The sequence below is a fragment of the Stenotrophomonas sp. STEN038 genome, assembly GCF_056759895.1.
In genome coordinates this window covers 1-22,084 of sequence record NZ_JBRRDW010000004.1, presented here as the reverse complement: position 1 = coordinate 22,084, position 22,084 = coordinate 1, and the positions used below count along the sequence as shown (strand labels likewise).

Here is a 22,084-nt window from a genome sequence, read left to right as displayed (position 1 = left end):
CGCTCCTGGTGTACGCGATGGCTCATGCGTCCTCCGTCACCCGCAGCACTTCTTCCAGCGTGGTTTCGCCACGCAGTGCCTTGCCAATACCGTCCTCGTACATGGTGCGCATGCCTGCCTTGCGTGCGATCTGTTCGATCTCACCCATGCCGGCCTTGCGCATCACCGCATTGCGCAGCGCATCGTCCATCACCAGAAACTCGACGATGGTGGTGCGGCCGAGATAGCCGGTTGGCGCCTGCGCCGAGGGCTGCGCGCGGTACAGATGGATGTCGCCCTGCGGCTGGAAGCGACGCAGGCCGAAGTGTTCGATTTCTTCGTCCGACGCGCGGTAGCGCAGCGCATGGATCGGCTCCAACCTGCGCACCAGGCGCTGGGCGAGGATGCCGTTGATGGTGGAGGTGAGCAGATAGTCTTCCACGCCCATGTCCAGCAGACGGGTAATGCCGCCGGCAGCGTTGTTGGTATGCAGGGTGGACAGCACCAGGTGGCCGGTGAGCGCGGACTGGATCGCGATGCGCGCGGTCTCCAGATCGCGCATTTCACCGATCATGATGATGTCCGGGTCCTGGCGCACGATGCTGCGCAGGGCGTTGGCGAAATCCAGCCCGATCTGCGGCTTGGCCTGGATCTGGTTGATGCCTTCCAGCTGGTATTCCACCGGGTCTTCGACGGTGATGATCTTGACCTTGTCGGTATTGAGCTGGTTCAACGCGGTGTACAGCGTGGTGGTCTTGCCCGAGCCGGTGGGGCCGGTGACCAGCAGGATGCCGTGCGGCTGCTCCAATACCTTGCGGAACTGTGGGAGGAAATCCTCACTGAAACCCAGCCGCTGGAAATCAAACACCACCGCTTCGCGGTCGAGCAGGCGCATCACCACGCTTTCGCCGTGCGCAGTTGGCATGGTGCTCACGCGCAGGTCCAGTTCCTTGCCCTGTACCCGCAGCATGATGCGACCATCCTGCGGCAGGCGGCGCTCGGCGATGTTGAGCTTGGCCATGATCTTGATACGGCTGATCACCGCCGCGGTCAGGTTGACTGGCGGGCTTTCGCCATCGACCAACACACCATCGACGCGATAGCGCACCTTCAGCCGGTTCTCGAACGGCTCGACGTGGATGTCCGACGCGCGCAGCTCCACTGCCCGCTGGATCAGCAGATTGACCAGACGGATGACCGGCGCTTCGGAGGCGAGATCGCGCAGGTGTTCGATATCGTCAAGTGGCGCAAGCTCGCCATCGGTGGTCTCCAGGATGGTGCCCATCGCGGTACGGCCCTGCCCATACCAGCGCTCGATCAGCTCATCCACTTCGCTGCGCACGCCAACCACCGGCGCCACCTCGCAACCGGTGGCCAAGCGGATCGCTTCGATCGCGTAGCCATCCTGTGGATCGGCCATCCACAGCAGGATGCGGCCACGTTGCTCGCCCAGCGGCAATACCAGGAACTGCTTGAGGAAGCGCAACGGGACCGGCTCGGCGCCTTCCACCAGTTCCGGCGGATGCTCAGGCAGGTCGCGGGCGGCCAGCAGCCGCAGCCCCAATACCTTGGCGCAGACTTCAGCATGGTCGCGCTCGGACGCCAGTCCCAGCCGTGCCAGCAATACCAGCAGGTCGCCGCCGGATTCACGCTGCAGCTGGCGGGCACGCTGCAGGTCAGTCTCTTTCAGCCGGCCCTGCGCCAGCAGTTCGGTGACGATGCGGTCGGCAGGCGATGGCGCAAGTTGGGCGTCGTGGGCTACCGCGTTCACGCAATCCTCCTGTGTTGGCCGAACTTTAGCAGTTCACACCGGCAGGTCGTGCACATGAACCCGCATTGCGGACAAAAAGAACCCCGGCAACGCCGGGGCTCAAAGGTGGCGCAAAAGTCAGAATTACTGACGGGCAACCAGACTGACGCCGCTGTAGGCGCCCGCCCCGACCAGGGTGACGTAGTAGGTGCCGGCTTGCGGCTGGTTGAAGCGCACCGTTTCGCTGTTACCGCTGCGGGTCGATTTGGCGTCGAATTCGCTGCTGCTCGCCACCGCTTCGTAGCGGACATACACCGAAACATCGCCGCTGCCGCCGTAGGTCATGAAGGTCAGCACCTTGCCGGCCTCGGCCTGGAAGCTGTAGACCGTTTCGCTGCCACTGCTGCCGGCAACGCCGGTCACGGCGACCTTGTTGACCAAGGGTGTCGCGTCCGGACCGCATTGCTCCACGTTGGGATCACACGGCGGCGTGGTGGCCTTTACCAGTGCGGCGTTGATGTTGAGGATGCCGGCACCGATCGGAGTGCTGGCCGGGATCGTCACTGGGAACGGCGTGGCAGTCGTCTTCAACAGGTCACGCATCTGGTTCAGGGTCAGCGGCGTGTCCACCACGCTCTGCACCATTGCCACCGCCGCGGCCACATGCGGCGATGCCATCGAGGTACCGCCCATGCCGCCAAGGATCCAGTTGCTCGGTTCCGGCCCCTTCTCACCGCCGTTCATCACCTGCCAGATGTAGCCGTTCGGGTTGCCGTCGACCGAACCGCCGCCGCCCGGTGCCGACAGATCCACGCGTGCGCCGTAGTTGGAGTAGTAGGCGCGCGCACCGGTGATGCCGGTAGCACCGACACTGATCACGTTGTTGCAGGAAGACATGGTGTAGCTGGCGGCGTTGGCATTATCGTTACCTGCCGCGACCACAACGATGGCGCCCTTGCTGTTGGCCAGATCGATGGCTTCCTGGTACTCGGTTGGGCAGGTCGCGGGCGATACGCTGCCCAGGCTCATGTTGATGACTTCGGCAGGATTGGTGTTGAGCGGCAGCCCCGGCACCTCGCCGCCTGCGGCCCAGACAATGCCGTCGGCGATATCACTGCCGAAGCCGCCGCAGGAACCCAGCACGCGTATCGGCATCACTTTGGCTTTGTAGGCGAGGCCGGCCAGACCACGGCCGTTGTTGGTCTCCTGGGCGACGGTACCGGAGACGTGACTGCCGTGCCAGGAACTGACGTCGGCCGCATGCGAGCCGCCGGTTGCCCAGCCGGTGCAGTAGTTGGCCTCCACCCAGTCACCGATATCCCAACCGCCGGCGACACGCCCGTCGCTGTCGCGGCGCGATACGCGCTTGTCGCTGATCATGTCGTAGCCGGGAATGACGTTGTTCTGCAGGTCCGGATTGCCCTGGGTGATGCCGGTATCGATCACCGCCACCACCACGCCTTCGCCCTGCGACAGATCCCAGGCCTGCGGTGCTCGCACACCGGTGCTGGGATTGAAGAAATTCCACTGGTACTGGGCATAGTTGGGGTCGGTCGGAACCATTGCTGGGGCGACATCCACCATGCGCTGGTACATGCGATCGATATCAGCACGTTCCACGGCCGGATTGGCCTTGAGCTCACGGACGAAGTTCGCCGCTTCCTGCGCGTTGAGTGCACGCGAGGTCTTGACCACGCTCCAGCCCGGCGCGCCCATGCGCCGCAACAACGTGGCCTGGACCGCAGGCTCAGCGGCAACGCGCGACGTCCTGGCCACGGCACGATCCAGGCCGGCGCGCGACGCCGCTGCGCCAAGGCCACGGTTGAGCGTCGCCGCATCACGCAATTCGCTGCTGCCGGCGCGGTACTTCACCACGAACCGATAGCCACCACTGCTGTCCACCGTGGACGAACTCAAGCCTATTGCCTTCGCGGGTCCAATTTCTGCAGCAGATGCGGCTGGCACGCCGATCGAAGCCATCAGTACGGCACCGGCAATCGCCAAACCAAGCTGGGTCTTCTTCTTCATGTCGGATCTCTCGTCTTGATAGAACAGGGATGGAACTCAACGCTGCATCGCTTTGCCGTCCTGGCCCGCAACAGCCGCACTGCGGGGGCAGCACGGCTACTGGCGATGAACCTGGAAGCCCCCGCCGCAGCAGGCGGGGGCAAGACCAAACCGCTTACCAGCCGAAGCCGGCACCGACGCCGACCGAGCTGTCGTCGCTGGTGAATGCACCACCAAAGGTGACGGTGGCGCGATCACTGATGGCGCGCTGGTAGCCAACGGACAGCGCCGATTCGCCCCCTTGGTAGCCGACACCTACGCCGACCCGGTTCTGCGTGCGTACGCCCGCAGCACTGGTAGCCATGTTCAACATGGCCGCACTCATCGCGCCTTGACGATCCAGACGACGGTCGACGTGGCGCAGACGCTTGTCGATATCGCCCCGGAAGATGTCGAAGCTGTCAGCCATGCTGCTGAACTTGGTGTCGGTATAGGTATTGGCCGCGGTGATGCCGCTATCCAGCTGCGCCTTGTTGACCGCATCGGTGGCCTGCGTGCCTGCGGCAACGTTGGTGACCTGCCGCTCATGCCCGCTACTACCGACCGAAACCGTGTTGGCACGGTCAGCAATCGACCCTTGGCCCAATGCGACGGCACCGGTTGCAGTGACGCTGGAACCCTGGCCAATCGCCGTGCCCGAGGCAACGCTGACGGTGGCACTTTCACCCACCGCCACCGCATTGGTGGCCGCCGCAGCGATGCTGGTATTGGCACCCACCGCGGTGCTGCCATCGGCGTTGACGCGGGAATTGCTGCCGATCGCGGTGTCGTTCGGGCCATGCGCATAGCTGTTATTGCCAATGGCACTACCCGCTACGTTGTTGGCTTTGGCTTGCTCGCCCAGCGCTACGCCAGCGCTCGCAACCGGTGCAGCAGTCTCTGCTCGCGTGCCATTGCCATTGCCATTGCCATTGCCATGACCGTTTCCGTTTCCGTTTCCGTTTCCATTGCCATGCCCGTTCCCGTTCCCGTTGCTGGCAATGCGGTTGTTGAGGGAAGTCACCTGGCCATCAAGCGCCGACAACGCCGCACCCACATTGTTGTAGCTGGCCCCCTGGATGACATAGGTCGGGGCAACGAACATGCCCTGCATGCCGACGCCGGCACCGCCACCGAGGAAGCTGGCCATGTTGCCCAGCGACTGGAACAACTGTCCGCCGTTGATGGCCTGCATGCTGCCCGCAGCAATCGCACCAGCAGCCACGTTATCCAACGTGGTGCCCTGCACGCCCGCCAGGGTCAGCTTGTCGCGGCTGGCATCGTCGTAGGTCACCGCATTGGCGGTGACGCCCTCGATGCTGCCGATGCGACCATCAATGTCGGTAACGCGGGTTTCCACCGCACCGACGCGTTGGTTGGTGACATGCAGCTGGCCGCCGGTCACCGCATCGCTGCTGCCTTCGGCGATACGCCCAGCACCGACATTGACGATGCGACGGGTTGCCGGTCCATTGGTCCCGTTGCCACCGCCCACCGACACCACATTGGCTTCCACCGCGCGCGAGCCTGCGCCCAATGCCACCGAGTTGGCACCAGAGACGCCGGCACCTGCACCGATAGCAACGCTGTTGACACCGTTGCTGGCAAACGCGCCGTAGCCGATGGCGACACCGTTGACTGCGGTGATCGAGGTCTGCCGGCCGAGTGCGGTGCTGTTGCTGGCCTTCGCTGCGGCATCCGCACCCACCGCCGTTGCCCCATTCGCACTGGCGGTGCTGGAAGCGCCCAGCGCGGTACTGCGCTCGGCACTGGCAAGTGCAGCCGAGCCCGAAGCGAGCGCATTGGTACCACTGGCGGTAGCTACGCCATCGCCGGTCGCCCGGAAGTACTTGTTGGTTTCCCCGGCAACGCCTGCCACGGCATCCAGCTGCGACTTGTTGACCGCATCGGTTGCCTCGGTACCAGCAGCGACGTTGGTGATCTGACGCTCTGCGCCTACATCGCCAACCGACACCGCGTTGTCGCGACTGGCAACCGAACCGGCACCCAAGGCCACCGCGTTCTCACCACTGGCCTCACTGCCCATGCCAACCGCGGTGGTGCGTTGGCCAACTGCCCAGGCATTGGCACCAACTGCAGTTGCATCATCGCCAAACGCCCAGCTGCCGCTGCCAATGGCTACCGCATTGGTCGCGCCGATGCCGAAGAAGCCAAAGCCGGTCTCGGCACCATCACCAATCGCCAGACTACCCTCGCCAAGAGCTGAGGCATTGCGACCGACCGCAACGTTGCCGTCTTCATACGCGGCTGCGTTGTAGCCGACCGCGGTGGTGCCCACACCTTCGGCATAGCTCTGCGAGCCGGTCGCGGTGCTGTAGTTGCCCAGTGCATTGGCCACCGCACCGCTGGCGGTGGACTGATCGCCCTTGGCGTAGGCACCAACGCCGGTTGCCGTTGCCGCAAAGCCTTCGGCATTGGCACTGGCGCCGAGCGCGGTACCGCCAACACCCGCGCTGGTGGCACCGGTCTGCACCGGCTCACCGCCCACGTTGATCAGCGGATCACCATTCGCATCCACCGCATTGCCGCCCACCGCCACCGCACCCGGCCCCATCGCCTGCGCGTTCTGGCCGAACGCAGCTGCGTTCTGGCCGCTGGCCAAGGCATTCATGCCGACGGCGGTGGCACCATCAGCCACCGCATTGGCACCGCTGCCGAAGGCCGATGCACCATTGCCGATGGCGTTGGTCGCTTCGCCGGAGGCCGTTGCGTTGTCACCTTCGGCATAGGCACCTGCATCACTATCAGCACTGCCGGTGGCCTTGAAGTACTTGGCCGTGGTCTGCCCTTCCGCGGCTACCGCGGCCACTTCATCGAGCTGATCCTTGTTGACCGCATCGGTGCCCTCGGTACCGGCGGCAACATTGGTGATCTGCCGTTCGGCACCTGCATCACCCACCGACACCGTGTTGTCGCGGGCGGCGATCGAACCCGCACCCAGCGCCACCGAGTTGGTGGCACCGGCTTCGGCACCGGTACCAATCGCCGTGCTCTGCTGACCGAAGGCCCAGGCATTGGCGCCTACCGCGGTTGCATCGTCACCGAAGGCCCAGCTGCCGCTGCCGATCGCGACGGCATTGCTTGCACCGATACCGAACAAGCCGAAACCCGTCTCGGCACCATCACCAATCGCCAGGCTGCCCTCACCCAATGCTGACGCATTGCGGCCGACGGCAACATTACCGTCCTCATAAGCGGCCGCGTTGTAGCCGACGGCGGTGGTGCCTGCACCTTCCGCATACGACTGCGAACCGGTGGCGGTACTGAAGTCGCCAACCGCATTGGCAACCGCACCATTGGCAGTGGACTGATCACCCTGCGCCCACGCACCGACACCAGTTGCGGTGGCGGCAAAGCCTGCGGCATTGGCACTGGCACCGAGCGCGGTGCCACCGACAACGGCACTGGTGGCACCGGTCTGCACCGGCTCGCCATTGGAGGTGATCAACGGATCACCGTTTTCGTCTACAGCGTTACCACCCACCGCCACCGCGCCCGGCCCGGTGGCCTGTGCGTTATGACCGAAGGCCGCTGCGTTCTGACCGCTGGCTACTGCATTCATGCCGATTGCTGCCGCACCGCTGGCCAAGGCATAGGCGCCGTTGCCGATCACGATGGCGCTTTCACCGCTGGCCACGCTGTTGCTGCCCAGTGCGATTGCGTTGTCACCGTCGACCAGGTTGGCGAAGCCGAATGCACTGCTGTTGGCACCGTCCACCTGGTTGAAATTACCGAACGCCGAGCTGTTGCTGCCGTTGGCAGTATTCACGTAGCCGACGGCGCTGGAGTAATCACCGGCGGCAACGTTGTAGCTGCCCACCGCCGTACTTTGCGCACCGGAGGCCTCGGAGCCAACGCCAGCGGCGGTTGCGCCGTCACCGCTGGCGACCGCGTCGTCACTGCCGTCGGCCGCGCCGTTTGCCTTGAAGTAGCGCCCGGCCAGCAATGCACCTTCGGCTGCGGTATTGAGCTGATCCAGATTGACCGCGTCAGTGCCTTCGGTACCCGCAGCCACATTGGTGATCTGCCGCTCGGCACCCACATCGCCCACTGACACCGTGTTGTCGCGGCCGGCTATCGAGCCTGCGCCCAGCGCCACCGAATTGGTGGACCCTGCTTCGGCGCCGGTACCGATGGCGGTGCTCTGCTGACCGAACGCCCAGGCATTGGCACCAACTGCGGTTGCATCATCACCAAAGGCCCAGCTGCCGCTGCCGATGGCCACGGCATTGGTCGCGCCGATGCCGAACAAACCAAAGCCGGTTTCGGCACCATCACCGATCGCCAGACTGCCTTCACCCAGGGCCGAAGCATTGCGACCGACGGCGACGTTGCCGTCTTCATACGCAGCTGCGTTGTAACCAACTGCCGTGGTGCCAACGCCTTCGGCGTAGCTCTGCGAACCGGTCGCGGTGCTGTAGTTGCCCAGTGCATTGGCCACCGCACCGCTGGCGGTGGACTGATCGCCCTTGGCATAAGCACCAACACCGGTTGCGGTGGCGGCAAAGCCCTCGGCATTGGCACTGGCACCCAGCGCGGTGCCGCCGACACCGGCACTGGTGGCACCGGTCTGCACCGGCGCACCGCCCACGTTGATCAGCGGATCACCATTCGCGTCCACCGCATTGCCACCCACCGCCACCGCACCCGGACCCATCGCCTGCGCGTTCTGGCCAAACGCGGCTGCGTTCTGGCCGCTGGCCAAGGCATTCATGCCGACCGCGGTCGCGCCATCAGCCACGGCATTGGCGCCGCTGCCGAAGGCCGATGCGCCATTGCCAATCGCATTGGTGGCTTCACCGGCGGCCGTGGCGTTGTCGCCCTCTGCATAGGCGCCGGCATCACTGTCGGCGCTGCCGGTGGCAGTGAAGTACTTGCTGGTGTTTCCAGCCACGGCAGCCACTTCATCCAGCTGGTTCTTGTTGACCGCATCAGTACCTTCGGTACCCGCGGCGACATTGGTGATCTGGCGCTCGCTGCCTACATCACCCACCGACACGCTGTTCTCACGATCGGCCCAGGAGTTGGCACCGATGGCGACACTGTTGACCGCTTCGGCCACCGCGCTCTGGCCCAGTGCGGTGGAGTTGTCCGCATCGGCCCAGCTGTTGAAACCAATCGCAGTTGCGTATTCACCCAAGGCCCAGGCGCCATTGCCGAATGCCGCAGCGCCGGTGCCCGAGGCCTCGGTGCTGATCAAGCCGCCGTAAGTGGTACCGCCAACGGCGGTCGACTCCTCACCCGATGCAATCGCCGATTCACCCACTGCCGTGGTGCTGGCGCCGGATGCCTCTGCAGCCAGACCCATGGCAACGCCGTAATCACCAGTGGCCTGCGCGCCATACCCCACCGCCGAGGCGAGGTCTCCGGAGGCAACGGCATAGCTGCCAACCGCCGTGGTGCCACGGCCACTGGCCTCGGCACGGAAGCCGCTGGCCAGTGCCTGCTGACCGGACGCGACCGCCTGCGCACCCTGCGCCGTAGCAAATGCGCCCGAGGCCTCTGCACCCGCACCCACGGCGCTGCTGCTGTCGCCACTGGCGACACTCCCGGAGCCAATCGCAACTGCATCGTCTGCATCAGCCAAGGCGCCATCGCCGATCACCACGCTGCCGTCACCGCTGGCGACACTATTGCTGCCCAAGGCGATTGCATTGGCACCATCGACCAGATTGGCCATGCCGAACGCACTGCTGTTCTCGCCATCCACCTGGTTGAAGTTACCTACCGCCGAGCTGTTCATGCCATTGGCGGTGTTCACGTAACCAACGGCGCTGGAGTAATCACCAGCAGCGACGTTGTAGCTGCCGACCGCCGTGCTCTGCACACCGCTGGCCAGCGAACCCACACCGGCGGCGGTTGCACCATCGCCGCTTGCCACCGCGTCGTCACTGCCATCGGCTGCGCCGTTGGCCTTGAAGTAGCGCGCAGTCAACTCCGCGCCATCAGCGACGGCAGTGAGCTGGTCGACATTGACCGCATCGCTGCCTTCGGTACCTGCAGCAACATTGGTGATCTGCCGCTCGGCGCCTTCGGCACCAACCGACACGCTGTTGGCACGATCCGCCAGCGAGTTCGCGCCCAAGGCAACACTGTTGGTGGCGGTCGCGATGGTGGTGGCGTTTGCGCCCAGCGCGGTGCTGTCCGCGCCCAGGCTGGTGCTGTAGAAGCCAACTGCCGTGCTGTTGGCGCCGCTGGCCCAGCTCTCCGCGCCCAGCGCGCTGGCGTTGTCGCCAGCTGCGTAGGCGAAGTAGCCGACAGCGGTACTTTCTGCACCTGCGGCTTCGCTCAATGCGCCTGATGCCAGCGCGTAATCTCCGGAGGCAATTGCGCCAGCCCCCAGCGCCGTGGACGCTTCGCCACTGGCCTGGGTATCAACGAAGAAGCCAAGCCCCGGAATGAGGTCGATCGGGCCACCGACTGCGACGCTGCTGGTGCCCGACGCCGCACTCTGGCTGCCCACCGACGTACTGTAATCACCGGTTGCATTGGCCACCGCACCAAATGCGGAGGACTGCGCGCCCTGCGCAAAGGCGCCAAGACCGGCGGCGGTGGCGGCGAAGCCTTCCGCGCTGGCGCTGGCACCAAGGGCGGTACCGCCGAGACCGGCGCTGGTCGCACCCGTCGTTACCGGCTGCCCACCAAAGGTGATCAAGGGATTGCCATCGGCGTCCACTGCATTGCCGCCCACGGCGACTGCTGCCGGACCGGTGGCCTCAGCGTTCTTGCCAAACGCGGCACTGTTCTGGCCCGTGGCCAAAGCGTTCATGCCGACTGCGGTTGCACCGTTGGCGACAGCATTGGCACCGCTGCCATAGGCCGATGCGCCATTGCCGATCGCATTGCTGGCTTCACCCGCCGCCGTAGCCGCGTCGCCTTCTGCATAGGCACCGGCATCACTGTCGGCGCTGCCGCTAGCCTTGAAGTATTTGCTGGTGTTGTCAGCAACCGCTGCGACTTCATCCAACTGCGATTTGTTCACCGCGTCGGTGTCTTCGGTGCCGGCAGCAACATTGGTGATCTGCCGTTCGCTGCCCACATCACCCACCGACACGCTGTTCTCGCGATCGGCCCAGGAATTGGCACCGATGGCGACGCTGTTGACCGCTGCCGCCGTGGCGCTCTGGCCAAGCGCGGTGGAGTTGTCAGCATCGGCCCAGCTATTGAAGCCAATCGCGGTGGCGTACTCGCCGATCGCCCACGCGCCATTGCCGAATGCCGACGCGCCGGTGCCCGACGCTTCGGTGCTGATGAAGCCACCGAAAGTGGTGCCGCCAACCGCAGTGGATTCTTCGCCTGAAGCGATCGCCGATTCACCTACCGCCGTGGTGCTGGTCGCCGAGGCGGAAGCACCCAGACCCATCGCAACGCCGTAGTCGCCGCTGGCATCCGCGCCGTAACCCACGGCCGAAGCGAGGTCTCCGGAGGCTGAGCTATAGGCACCAAGCGCGGTGGTGCCGCGACCACTGGCATCGGCGCGGAAACCATTGCCCGTTGCCTGCTGCCCGGAGGCGAGCGCTTGGCTACCCTGCGCGGTTGCGTAAGCACCCGTGGCTTCCGCCGCGCTGCCAACCGCAGTGCTGCCCAGCTCACTGGCAACACTGCCGGAGCCGACCGCAGTGGAATCATCAGCTGCCGCGTAGGCACCATCACCGATCACCACACTGCCGTCTCCACTGGCGATGCTGTTGCTACCCAGCGCAATCGCGTTGGCACCATCGACAAGATTCCCGGAGCCGAAGGCACTGCTGTTGGCGCCATCGACCTGGTTGAAATTGCCAACTGCCGAACTGCCCTCGCCGTTGGCCGTGTTCACGTAGCCAACCGCGCTGGAGTAGTCGCCGGCGGCCACGTTGTAGCTGCCCACTGCAGTGCTTTCCACGCCGCTTGCCAGCGAGCCGACGCCCGCAGCCATCGCACCTTCACCACTGGCCACCGCATCATCGCTGCCATCGGCAGCGCCATTGGCCTTGAAGTAGCGGCCAGCCAACAGCGCGCCGTCTGCAGCCGCATTGAGTTGATCGAGGTTTACCGCATCGGTACCGGCAGTTCCGGCGGCGACATTGCTGATCTGACGTTCGTTTCCAGCCGAGCCTACCGACACCGTGTTCGCGCGATCGGCGATGGAGCCGGCGCCCAACGCGACACTGCCTGCGGCCGAAGCCACGGTGCCCGCACCAATGGCAACCGCGTTGGCGCCCGAGGCATCTGCACTGTTGGCGATGGCGCAATCCACCAAGGTGGCACTGCCCACTACCAGACATTGCGCGTTACCACCCACTTCCACCGACTGTGCCTGTACCGGCGTTACCCAGGCACCTGCTCCTAGACCCAACGCAACGGCAACCGACAAGGCTTGCAGGCGCAACCCGGCGCTATGCCGCTCATCCATGACCACACCGGCCGAGCTGGACGATGCCAACTCCGACGCCACCACCAACTGCCCCAATGCCTTGTTCCATACCTTGCGGTAGATCCGGTTCATCGCTGCTGCTCCTCAAGTGGACGGGTTTTTTCGCTTGCAGAAAACCCCATCGCTGGACTGGTGTGCCCAACGATCCCCCTGTGGTGTTGTGGTCCCGGTCCCGGTACAGCTGGGCACGTGAGGCTCACGCCTGTCGCGGTCTACCCCCTTGTTCCATACCTGTCGGGTGACTACGGGATGGATGGAGTCTTAATCGACGATTCATGATTCGTCAAATATTTGGCTTAAGAATCCGTTCTGTGAGGAACTCCTCAAATCTCTCAATTTGATGAGATCTTCAAAAAAATTACTTCTGAAACAGTTGCCTAGTCGCGACTGCCCGCAGAGGCATCCATTTCAGCCACCCAAAAGATGAAGGCGTTAATGTTCCTTCAGGCCTTGGGCTGCGGGCTTCTAGCTGATTTCACCGCGCCCGCGAAACAAATGGATTCATCTTCCTTAAAAGTGGCAAACAGTTGCATTGCAACAAGGCAAGTTGCGCCAGCAGCTGCCTGCAATAGGGCAACTGGATTTCACCAAGACGTCAGGTTGCCGGCGGACTTTGCCTACGGAGGCTTGAGGTGCTCATCGCAGACTGAGCGCGGATGGGAGGGCTGCGGTCACATAGGCGATGGCCCCCTCAAACCGTGGAATGCCAGCCCTTGCGGCGCTTCCAATCCATCCGCTTGTGAAGCGCTCCGCGCTCCTGCTTTCGGGTACGGCCGAGCCGCTGGATACGAATCGAGCCCCAACAACGCAAAAGCCCGCAGGCGTCAGCCTGCGGGCTTGTTCAAACGTCAATGGACGACGGTGCACTCCAGGCAGCTTCGCCTGTTCAGCCGCACCACACTCGTGCGTTGCGGAACATACGCAGCCACGGCGAATCTTCACCCCAGCTGCCCGGTGCCCAACTCAGGTTGACCGTGCGCGGGGTGCGTTCCGGGTGCGGCATCAGGATGGTGACGCGGCCATCGCTGGTGGTCAGGCCGGTGATGCCGTCCGGCGAGCCGTTTGGATTCAGCGGGTACTGGGTGGCCACGCGGCCATCACCGTCGACGTAACGCAGCGCGATGCTGGCGGCTGCCTGATCCACCGCGCTGTCGAACTCGGCACGGCCTTCGCCATGTGCCACTGCAACCGGCAGGCGCGAGCCGGCCATGCCACGCAGCAGGATCGACGGCGACTCCACAATTTCCAGCAAAGCGGTGCGTGCTTCGAACTGCTCGCCGGCATTGCGCAGGAACTTCGGCCAATGTTCGGCACCCGGAATGATGTCCTTGAGCTGGCTCATCATCTGGCAGCCGTTGCACACGCCCAGCGCGAAGGTATCCGGGCGGGCGAAGAAGGCCGCGAAGGCCTCACGCAGTGCCGGACGTTCGAGGATGGAAGTTGCCCAGCCGCGGCCTGCACCCAGCACGTCGCCGTAGCTGAAACCGCCGCAGGCAGCGATGCCGCGGAAGTCGCTCAGCTGCACGCGGCCTTCGATCAGGTCGCTCATGTGCACGTCGTAGGCGTCGAAACCAACGCGCTCGAAGATGTTGGCCATTTCGATCTGGCCGTTGACGCCCTGCTCGCGCAGGATCGCCACCTTCGGTCGCGTGCCAGTTGCAACGAACGGCGCGGCGACGTCGTCGGCCGGATCGAATGCCAATTTCGGCTTCAGGCCTGGCGCGTTGAAGTTGCGCGCAATCGCACGCTCCTGGTCAGCCGCATCCGGGTTGTCGCGCAGCTTCTGCATGGCGTGGGTCACCGACCACCAGGCATCGAACAATTCTTCCCAGCGCCATTCCACCACGCTGTCGCCGGCCAGTTGCACCCGCACCACCGGTGCGGTGGTCGGGCGGGCAATGCGCTGCGCGCATTCGGTCAGTGCATGGCGTTCGACCAGGTCGGCAAACGCAGCGCGGTCTTCCTTGGCGATCTGCACCACGGCGCCCAGTTCTTCGTTGAACAGGCTCCGGAACGGATCATCGCCCCAGGCATCGAGCACGATGTCCAGGCCCATGCGCGAGGCGAATGCCATTTCGCACAGTGCGGCGAACGCACCGCCGTCGCTGCGGTCGTGGTAGGCCAGCAACAGGCCCGACTCACGTGCATCACGGATCAATTCAAAGAACGCGCGCAGGCGCTGCGGGTCGTCCAGATCCGGCGCTTCACCGGCGAACGCCGGCAACGCGCTGTGATCGGCCTGGGTCTGCGCCAGGATCGAACCGCCCAGACGCTGCTTGCCAGCGCCCAGGCCAATCAACCACAGCTCGCTTTCGGTTTCGCGGTCCAGCAGCGGGGTCAGCTGCTGGCGGGCATCGCTGACCGGCGCGAATGCGGTGATCACCAGCGATACCGGCGACACCGACTTCTCGGCTTGGCCATCGGCCTGCCACTGCGCCTGCATCGACAGCGAGTCCTTGCCCACCGGGATGCTGATATCCAGCTGCGGACACAGCTCCATGCCGACGGCCTTGACTGCGTCGTACAGCAGCGCGTCTTCGCCGTTGTGGCCGCAGGCGGCCATCCAGTTGGCCGACAGCTTGACCGTATCCAGCGCGGTTACCGGTGCGGCGCAAAGGTTGGTGATGGCTTCACCCACCGCCATGCGCGCCGATGCAGCGGCGTTCAACAGTGCCAGCGGCGTGCGCTCACCCAGCGACATGGCTTCGCCGGCATAGGTGTCGAAACCAGCCAGGGTGATCGCCACATCGGCCATCGGCAGCTGCCACGGGCCAATCATCTGCTCACGCGCGGTCAGACCGCCCACGCTGCGGTCACCGATGGTGACCAGGAAGCTCTTCGAAGCGACGGTCGGGTGTGCGAGCACACGCAGGCCAGCGTCATGCAGATCGATGCCGGCAGTCTTCAGCGACGGCCAGCGCGGAGCCGGCGGATGCACGGTATCGCGGTGCATCTTCGGCGCCTTGCCGAACAGCACGTCCATCGGCAGATCGATGGGGGCATCGGCCGGGGTATTGCCCGGGGTCGCGCCATAGGCCACGACCAGGTGTTCTTCGCTGGTTGCAACACCAACGGCCGCGAACGGGCAGCGTTCGCGCGCGCAGATGGCGGCGAACTCGGCCAGACGCTCCTGCGCCACGCCGAGCACATAACGTTCCTGCGACTCGTTGCACCACAGCTCCAGCGGCGACAGCGAGGGATCGTCGGTCGGCACCTTGCCCAGGTCGATCACGCCACCGACGTTGGAGTCGTGCAGCAGTTCCGGAATGGCGTTGGACAGGCCACCGGCGCCGACGTCATGGAAGAATTTGATCGGGTTGTTCGTGCCCATGGCCACGCAACGGTCGATCACTTCCTGGCAGCGGCGTTCCATTTCCGGGTTGTCGCGCTGCACGCTGGCAAAATCGAGGTCTTCGGCGCTTTCGCCCGAGGCCACCGACGAAGCCGCACCGCCGCCCAGACCAATCAACATGGCCGGGCCGCCGAGCACGATCACCGCGTCGCCCGCTTGCAGCTGCAGCTTGTCGACCTGCACGCGGTCAATCGCGCCCAGGCCGCCAGCCAACATGATCGGCTTGTCGTAGGCACGGGTAATGCCGTTTTCCGGCAGCTCGAAGCTGCGGAAATAACCGAGCAGGTTCGGGCGGCCGAATTCGTTGTTGAACGCGGCGCCACCCAGCGGGCCGTCGAGCATGATGTCCAAGGCCGGTGCCATGCGCGGGTTCAGTGCGCGCGGCGCTTCCCACGGCTGCGGCAAGGTCGGGATGCGCAGGTGCGAGACCGAGAAGCCGGTCAGGCCAGCCTTGGGCTTGCCGCCACGGCCGGTCGCACCTTCGTCGCGGATCTCGCCACCGGCGCCGGTCGCGGCACCCGGGAACGGCGCAATCGCGGTCGGGTGGTTATGCGTTTCCACCTTGATCTGGAAGGCGCTGGGCACCACCGCTTCGCTGCGGTACTTGCCGGTGGCCGGGTCCGGGCGATAACGCGCGGCCGGTTCGCCTTCGATCACCGCGGCATTGTCGCTGTACGCGCTGAGCGTGTGCTGCGGGGTCTGCTGGTGGGTGTTCTTGATCATCTTGAACAGCGAGCGCTCCTGCTCGTTGCCATCGATGGTCCAGCTGGCGTTGAAGATCTTGTGTCGGCAATGCTCGGAATTGGCCTGCGCGAACATCATCAGTTCGACGTCGGACGGATCACGGCCGAGTTCGCTGTAACGCTGGCGCAGGTAGTCGATCTCGTCATCGGCCAGGGCCAGGCCGAGGCGCTTGTTGGCGCCCTCCAGGTCACCCAAAGCAATACGCTCAAGAGTGCCGCGGCCAACGTTGTTGAACAGCGCCTGGGCCTGATCGATGCCTTCCAGCAGCGACTGGGTCATCGGATCGTGCAGCAGCTTGGCCAGTGCGGCCTGTTGTGCAGGATCGGACGGCCAGCCGCTCAGGTCGATGCGGGTACCGCGCTCCACGCGCTGGATCGGCAGGCCGGCACCGCGCACCAGCTCGGTGGCCTTGCTCGACCACGGTGACAGCGTGCCCAGGCGCGGCACCACATAGCGCGAGATCGCGCCGTCGGCGCGCTCGGCGGCCTGTGGCTGGCCCTGCAGGATGCGGCCCAGCGTGGTCTGGTCGACCGCGCCGGCATCGGCAGCTTGGGTGAAATAGACGTGCCAGGCACCGGTGATGCGCAGATCGGCGGCAATGGACTGCAGGCGGGATTCAAGACGTTCGCGGCGGAACGGCGAAAGGGCAGCTGCGCCCTCGAGGACGATCATGTCCGGGAGACCATGGTGGGAATCGGCCCGCGATTGTACCGGACTCGGCCGCCCCAAGCCTCAGCATCCCGGCTACCGGAAGTCCTCAGGGATGACGCGGTTCACACCGACAGCCCCAAGAGACGGGTAAACCGCGCCAGCGTTTTGGGCGACGTTATCCTCGATCAGCCGGCAACCGATGCCGGTGCGGCGCCCCATTCCAGGGCCCAAAAACACTCCCCAGGCGGTCCAGGAGCGGGCGCAAGCGCGCCCGTCATGCCGAAGGCATGCCCAGACACGCCCCCCACCCACAAGGAGAACCCCATGAAGGATCATTTCGCAGGCCGTTGCCGGCCCCCGTTCACCCACCGCCGAGGACGGCTGCGCTGGGCCTTGGCGCTGGTAGTGGCGCCCGCCTGCGCCATACCTGCCGCCCAGGCCGCCGACTGCGCGGGCGTCAACCCCTGGCTGGGAACCACGATCTACCAGCCCGGCCAGACCCTGCAGAAAGATGGCGTGCTCTATCGGGTCCGGCAGACCATCTGGAACGCCCCGCCGGACCACCCCGCTGGCCGCCGTTACTACGACAACCTGGGACGCTGCGACGGCGCTGCGCCGGTAGCCAACCAGCCACCGCAGGTCCGTATCACCTCGCCCACCGCGGGTAGCACGTTCAACGCCGGCAACAGCATCACATTGAGCGCCGACGCCACCGACCGCGATGGCAGCGTCCGCAAGGTCGAATTTTTCCGCAACGGCGTGCCGCTGGGCAGCGTCGGCGGCATGCCCTACCGCCTGACCTGGCATAACGCCGCAGCAGGCGACCATCTGCTAACCGCCATCGCCACCGATGACCGCAACGCCAGCACCAGCTCGGCCACGGTCAGCGTGACCGTCAGCGCGGCAGACAAGGACACCACCGCGCCGTCGATCCCGAGCGGGCTCAGCGTGCAGGCACGCACCCCGACCAGCATCGCACTGCATTGGAATGCCTCCAACGACAATCCCGGTGGCAGCGGCATCGCCGGCTATGCGCTGTACCGCGACGGGCAGCAGATCGCCTCGCTCTCCAATACCGGTTACAGCGACACCGCGTTGCAGCCGGCCACCAACTATCGCTACGCGGTGCTTGCCCGTGACAAAGCCGGTAATACCTCGGCACTCAGCGCCGCGGTCAGCACCAGCACGCTACCCGAGGACAACGGCGGCGGCGATCCACCCAATCCCGGCACTCCGGGCGGTCCCGGCGGCCCGAATGACAACGGCAAGCGGGTGATTGGGTACTTCACCCAATGGGGCATCTATGGCCGCAATTACCGGGTAAAGAACATCGACAGCAGTGGCTCGGCGGCGCGCCTGACCCACATCAACTATGCCTTCGGCAATGTCCGCAACAACCGCTGCGAGGTCGGCGTCACCCAGGCCGCCAATTCGGCCACCGGCGCCGGCGGCGATGCCTATGCCGATTACACCCGCAGTTTCGGCGCTGGCGAGAGCGTCAGCGGCGTCGGCGACCGCTGGAACCAGCCGCTGCGCGGCAACTGGAACCAGCTCAAGCAGCTCAAGGCCAAGCATCCGCAGCTGAAGACGCTGATTTCACTGGGCGGCTGGACCTGGTCACGCGGCTTCTCCAGTGCGGCACGCCCGGAGAACCGCCAGGCCTTCGTCGCCTCCTGCATTGATGCCTACATCAAGGGCAACCTGCCGTTCACCGACAATGCCGGCGGCCAGGGTGTTGCTGCAGGCGTGTTCGATGGCATCGACATTGATTGGGAATACCCGGCCGCCTGCGGACTGAGCTGCGGCACGCCGGCCGACCGCGACAACTTCACCGCCCTGCTGGCCGAGTTCCGCCGTCAGCTGGACGCAGTGCGCCCCGGCCTGCTGCTGACCGTGGCGGTCGGTGCCGGCATCGACAAGATCCGCCCGACCGACCCGGCCGCCTACCACCGCCACCTGGATTTCATCAATGTGATGACTTACGACTTCCATGGCGCCTGGGCCGGCACCACCAATCACCACACCGCCCTGTTCCACTCCCCGGCAGATCCTTCAACCGGTGACGCCGCGCTGTACAACAGTAATGACGCCATCGAGGCGTATCTGCAACGTGGTGTGCCTGCCGCCAAATTGAACCTCGGCGTCGGTTTCTACGGCCGCGGTTGGACCAACGTGGCACGCGGCAACAACGGCCTGTACCAGAGCGGCCGGCCAGCAGCAGGCAAGTACGAGGCCGGCATCGAGGACTGGAAGGTGCTGAAGAACCTCGGCTGGCCGGTGTATACCGACCCGCTTGCGCAGGCGACGTGGCTGTATGACGGCAACACCTTCTGGAGCGTGGACACCCCGGAGATGCTTGGCCGCAAGATGGCCTACGTCAAAGCCCAGGGGCTGGGCGGCGCGTTCTTCTGGGAGTTCAGCGGTGACGATGCGCAGGGCACGCTGGTCAACAGCGTCAGCAACGGCCTGAAGTAGGCAGCTGCCAAAAACCACAACGCCCCTCGCGTTGACGGGAGGGGCGTTGTCTGCTCAAGCCTTGCTGCGTATCGCCATCAGCGGCTGCCGCCAGCTTCGATACGGTCCAGCGCGGCCTTCAGCTGTGCTGGCGGCAGGTAGCCGCCGAGCTGGCTGCCATCGGCAGCAAAGATTGCCGGGGTACCGTTGATGCCCAGCTGCTGGCCGAGGTTGTACTGCATGGCAACCGGATTGGTGCAGTTCCTGGACTGCACCGGCTGGCCAGATTTGGCAGCGGTCAGCGCAGCCTTGCGGTCGCTGGCGCACCAGACCGAAATCATGTCGGTGGCGTCCTTGCTGGCCAGGCCCATACGCGGGAAGGCCAGGTATTCCACGGCAATGCCGTTGCGGTTCAGCTCGGCGATGTCCTGGTGCAGCTTGCGGCAGTAGCCGCACTCGATATCCGTGAACACGCTGATGGTGTGCTTGGCATTTGGCGGCGCAAACACGATGCGGTCCGCATGCGGCAGCGTCTGCAGCAGGTTGCGGCGGTAAGCCAGCAAGCCGGGGCTGGTGGCCTGGGCCTTCTTCTCGATGTCATAAGGCGTGCCCTGCAGCAGATAGCGACCGTCATCGGTCACGTACAGCACCTGCCCGGACACCAACACTTCACGGAAACCTGCAAACGGTGCCGCGCCTATGTATTCCGGCTTGAGGTTTGGATCCAGCTCCTTGAGGGCGTCGCGTACCTGCTTTTCAACTGCGGCATCGGCCGGCGAAGCGGCAGCACTGGCAGCGGCTTTGGGTGCTGCGGGCTGTTGCGCGCAGGCGGTAAGGCTGAGCGCGCCAAACAGCGCGGCAATGGCAAATCGGAACATGGCGACCCATCGAAAGAGAACAGCCGGATTCTCGCACACCGCCCGAATCAGTGTGGGAGCGGCGTCAGCCGCGGCGCCTGGAATGCCTGAACACAGCCAGCAACTGCAATCTCATGGTCCTTCTGCTTCGCGGCTCACGCCGCGCCCACAAAACAGCCCCCCTCGCGCCGAGGCGATTCACCCTCGCGGGTGGTGCTTGCGGTGCAGCTTCTGCAGGTGTTCGCGTGCGACCAGGGTGTAGATCTGGGTGGTGGACAGCGAGCTGTGGCCAAGCAGCATCTGCAGCGCGCGCAGGTCGGCGCCGTGGTTGAGCAGATGGGTGGCAAAGCTGTGCCGCAAGCCGTGCGGGCTGATCTTGCCAGGATCAATGCCGGCCACTGCCGCGCTGGCTTTCACCAAGGCCCAGAACTGCTGGCGACTCAACGGGGTACGGTCGACATCGACGAACAGCGGCACCTGCCCCGCCAGCGTCGCTGCAACCGGCTTGCCTCCGGTCAGCGCCGGCCGCGCCGTGGCCAGATAGCGCTCCAGCCAGTACTGCGATTCCTCGCCCAAGGGCACCAGCCGCTCCTTGCTGCCCTTACCGGTCACCCGCAGTACGCCCTGGCGCAGGTTGATCGCATTGGCCGGCAGATTGACCAGCTCGCTGACGCGCAGGCCGGCGGCGTACATCAGCTCCAGCATCGCACGGTCGCGCAGGCCGACCGGGCTTTCCGTGTCTGGCGCTGCCAACAGTGCCTCGACCTGGCTTTCGGCCAAGGCCCTGGGCAGCGAACGTGGCAGCTTGGGCGACTCCAGCAGTGCCGCAGGGTCATCACTCCGTTCGCCACGCTTGAGTGCCTGCGCGAAGAAAGCGCGCAGCACAGACAGCAAGCGGGCATTGCTGCGCGCGGTCCAACCGTGACGCGTGCGCCAGGCCAGATAATCAAACAGACCCGCACGATCAATCCCAGCCAAGCCGTCGCTGGTGCCGTCACGCCAACGCGACAAACCTTCCAGGTCGCGCCGATAACTCTCCAGCGAAGCCCGCGCCAAGCCGTTCTCAGCCCAGATCGCATCCAGGAAACGCTGGATCACACGGTCATCGGCATCACGCAACGGCGGCAGTTGCTGTACCAGTTGGCGGCGTTCGGCGGGGGTCAGGGACGCAGACATCGGCGCAAGGATAAGCCCTGCTTCCACGACTGCCCATGCACGCATACCGGCACAGACCGTATGCTCAGCCCATGAGCACACCCGCCCTTGCCGAAACGCCCCACCCCTCCGCGTTGCTGCTGCGCCGCCTGGCCGCTCTGTTCTACGACCTGTGGCCGGTACTGGCGCTGTGGATGCTGGTGTCGGCACTGTTCACCGTCGGCTACACCGTGGCCGGCCATGCCAGCCGCGACAACATCCACCCCTTCAGCGCACTGCAATGGCTGCTATGGCTGAGCTGCTGGTTGATAGCCGGCCTCTATGCGACCGAGAGCTGGAAGCGCGGCGGGCAGACCCTGGGCATGCGCCCGTGGCGGCTGCGCCTGCAGACCGCTGACGGGCAAGCACCCAGCCGGGCCCTGCTGTGGAAGCGCTATGCACTGGCCACGCTGTCACTGCTGCTGGGCGGACTGGGCTTCATCTGGGCGCTGTTCGACCGCGAGCGCCTGACCCTGCATGACCGCCTGAGCGGCACCCGCCTGCAGAAACTGTAGTGCCGAGCCATGCTCGGCAAAGGGCATTACCAACATTGCCGAAATGTAGTGCCGAGCCATGCTCGGCAGAGGCTCTACCGGTAAAGCCTCTGCCGAGCATGGCTCGGC

8 protein-coding genes are annotated in these 22,084 nt (G+C 65.1%); 2 read left to right on the top strand and 6 right to left on the bottom strand.

Annotation, left to right across the window (positions count from 1 at the left end):
• Window positions 1-22: 22 nt before the first annotated feature.
• The 4 genes from gspE to purL form a co-directional block, all read right to left on the bottom strand.
• Complete coding sequence (gene gspE / locus ACVOLS_RS02435; RefSeq protein ID WP_481544329.1) at window positions 23-1,750, bottom strand: type II secretion system ATPase GspE; 1,728 nt, start codon at window positions 1,748-1,750, stop codon at window positions 23-25.
• Window positions 1,751-1,873: 123 nt separating this feature from the next.
• A complete protein-coding gene (locus tag ACVOLS_RS02430; RefSeq protein WP_481544328.1) occupies window positions 1,874-3,757 on the bottom strand; it encodes a S8 family serine peptidase in 1,884 nt (627 codons plus the stop codon).
• 154 nt (window positions 3,758-3,911) lie between these two features.
• Window positions 3,912-12,281 carry an ESPR-type extended signal peptide-containing protein gene (locus tag ACVOLS_RS02425; RefSeq protein ID WP_481544327.1) on the bottom strand — a complete coding sequence of 2,790 codons (8,370 nt, stop codon included), beginning with the start codon at window positions 12,279-12,281 and terminating at the stop codon, window positions 3,912-3,914.
• 814 nt (window positions 12,282-13,095) lie between these two features.
• Window positions 13,096-16,977: a phosphoribosylformylglycinamidine synthase gene (gene purL / locus ACVOLS_RS02420; protein ID WP_481544326.1), complete on the bottom strand. Its 3,882-nt coding sequence runs from the start codon at window positions 16,975-16,977 to the stop codon at window positions 13,096-13,098.
• Window positions 16,978-17,280: 303 nt separating this feature from the next.
• On the opposite strand from purL, the gene ACVOLS_RS02415 reads away from it, so the two are divergent.
• Entirely contained in the window at window positions 17,281-19,431 is a 2,151-nt protein-coding gene (locus ACVOLS_RS02415; RefSeq protein ID WP_481544325.1) for a glycosyl hydrolase family 18 protein, read from the top strand.
• A 77-nt stretch (window positions 19,432-19,508) separates the two neighbouring features.
• Here ACVOLS_RS02415 and ACVOLS_RS02410 read toward each other — a convergent pair whose 3' ends face one another.
• Window positions 19,509-20,288: a DsbC family protein gene (locus ACVOLS_RS02410; RefSeq protein WP_481544324.1), complete on the bottom strand. Its 780-nt coding sequence runs from the start codon at window positions 20,286-20,288 to the stop codon at window positions 19,509-19,511.
• Window positions 20,289-20,465: 177 nt separating this feature from the next.
• Window positions 20,466-21,443, bottom strand: a complete 978-nt coding sequence (gene xerD, locus ACVOLS_RS02405) for a site-specific tyrosine recombinase XerD (RefSeq protein ID WP_481544323.1) — start codon at window positions 21,441-21,443, stop codon at window positions 20,466-20,468.
• A 71-nt stretch (window positions 21,444-21,514) separates the two neighbouring features.
• Between xerD and ACVOLS_RS02400 the strand changes: the two genes are divergently transcribed.
• Window positions 21,515-21,976 (top strand): RDD family protein, encoded by a 462-nt coding sequence (locus ACVOLS_RS02400; protein WP_481544322.1) that lies wholly within the window; start codon window positions 21,515-21,517, stop codon window positions 21,974-21,976.
• Window positions 21,977-22,084: the final 108 nt, after the last annotated feature.

Bases quoted from the DNA above. Each gene is read 5' to 3' on its own strand.
- ACVOLS_RS02430 (WP_481544328.1), bottom strand. From the start codon at position 3,757: ATGAAGAAGAAGACCCAGCTTGGTTTGGCGATTGCCGGTGCCGTACTG.
- ACVOLS_RS02425 (WP_481544327.1), bottom strand. From the start codon at position 12,281: ATGAACCGGATCTACCGCAAGGTATGGAACAAGGCATTGGGGCAGTTG.
- purL (WP_481544326.1), bottom strand. From the start codon at position 16,977: ATGATCGTCCTCGAGGGCGCAGCTGCCCTTTCGCCGTTCCGCCGCGAA.
- ACVOLS_RS02415 (WP_481544325.1), top strand. From the start codon at position 17,281: ATGAAGGATCATTTCGCAGGCCGTTGCCGGCCCCCGTTCACCCACCGC.
- ACVOLS_RS02410 (WP_481544324.1), bottom strand. From the start codon at position 20,288: ATGTTCCGATTTGCCATTGCCGCGCTGTTTGGCGCGCTCAGCCTTACC.
- xerD (WP_481544323.1), bottom strand. From the start codon at position 21,443: ATGTCTGCGTCCCTGACCCCCGCCGAACGCCGCCAACTGGTACAGCAA.
- ACVOLS_RS02400 (WP_481544322.1), top strand. From the start codon at position 21,515: ATGAGCACACCCGCCCTTGCCGAAACGCCCCACCCCTCCGCGTTGCTG.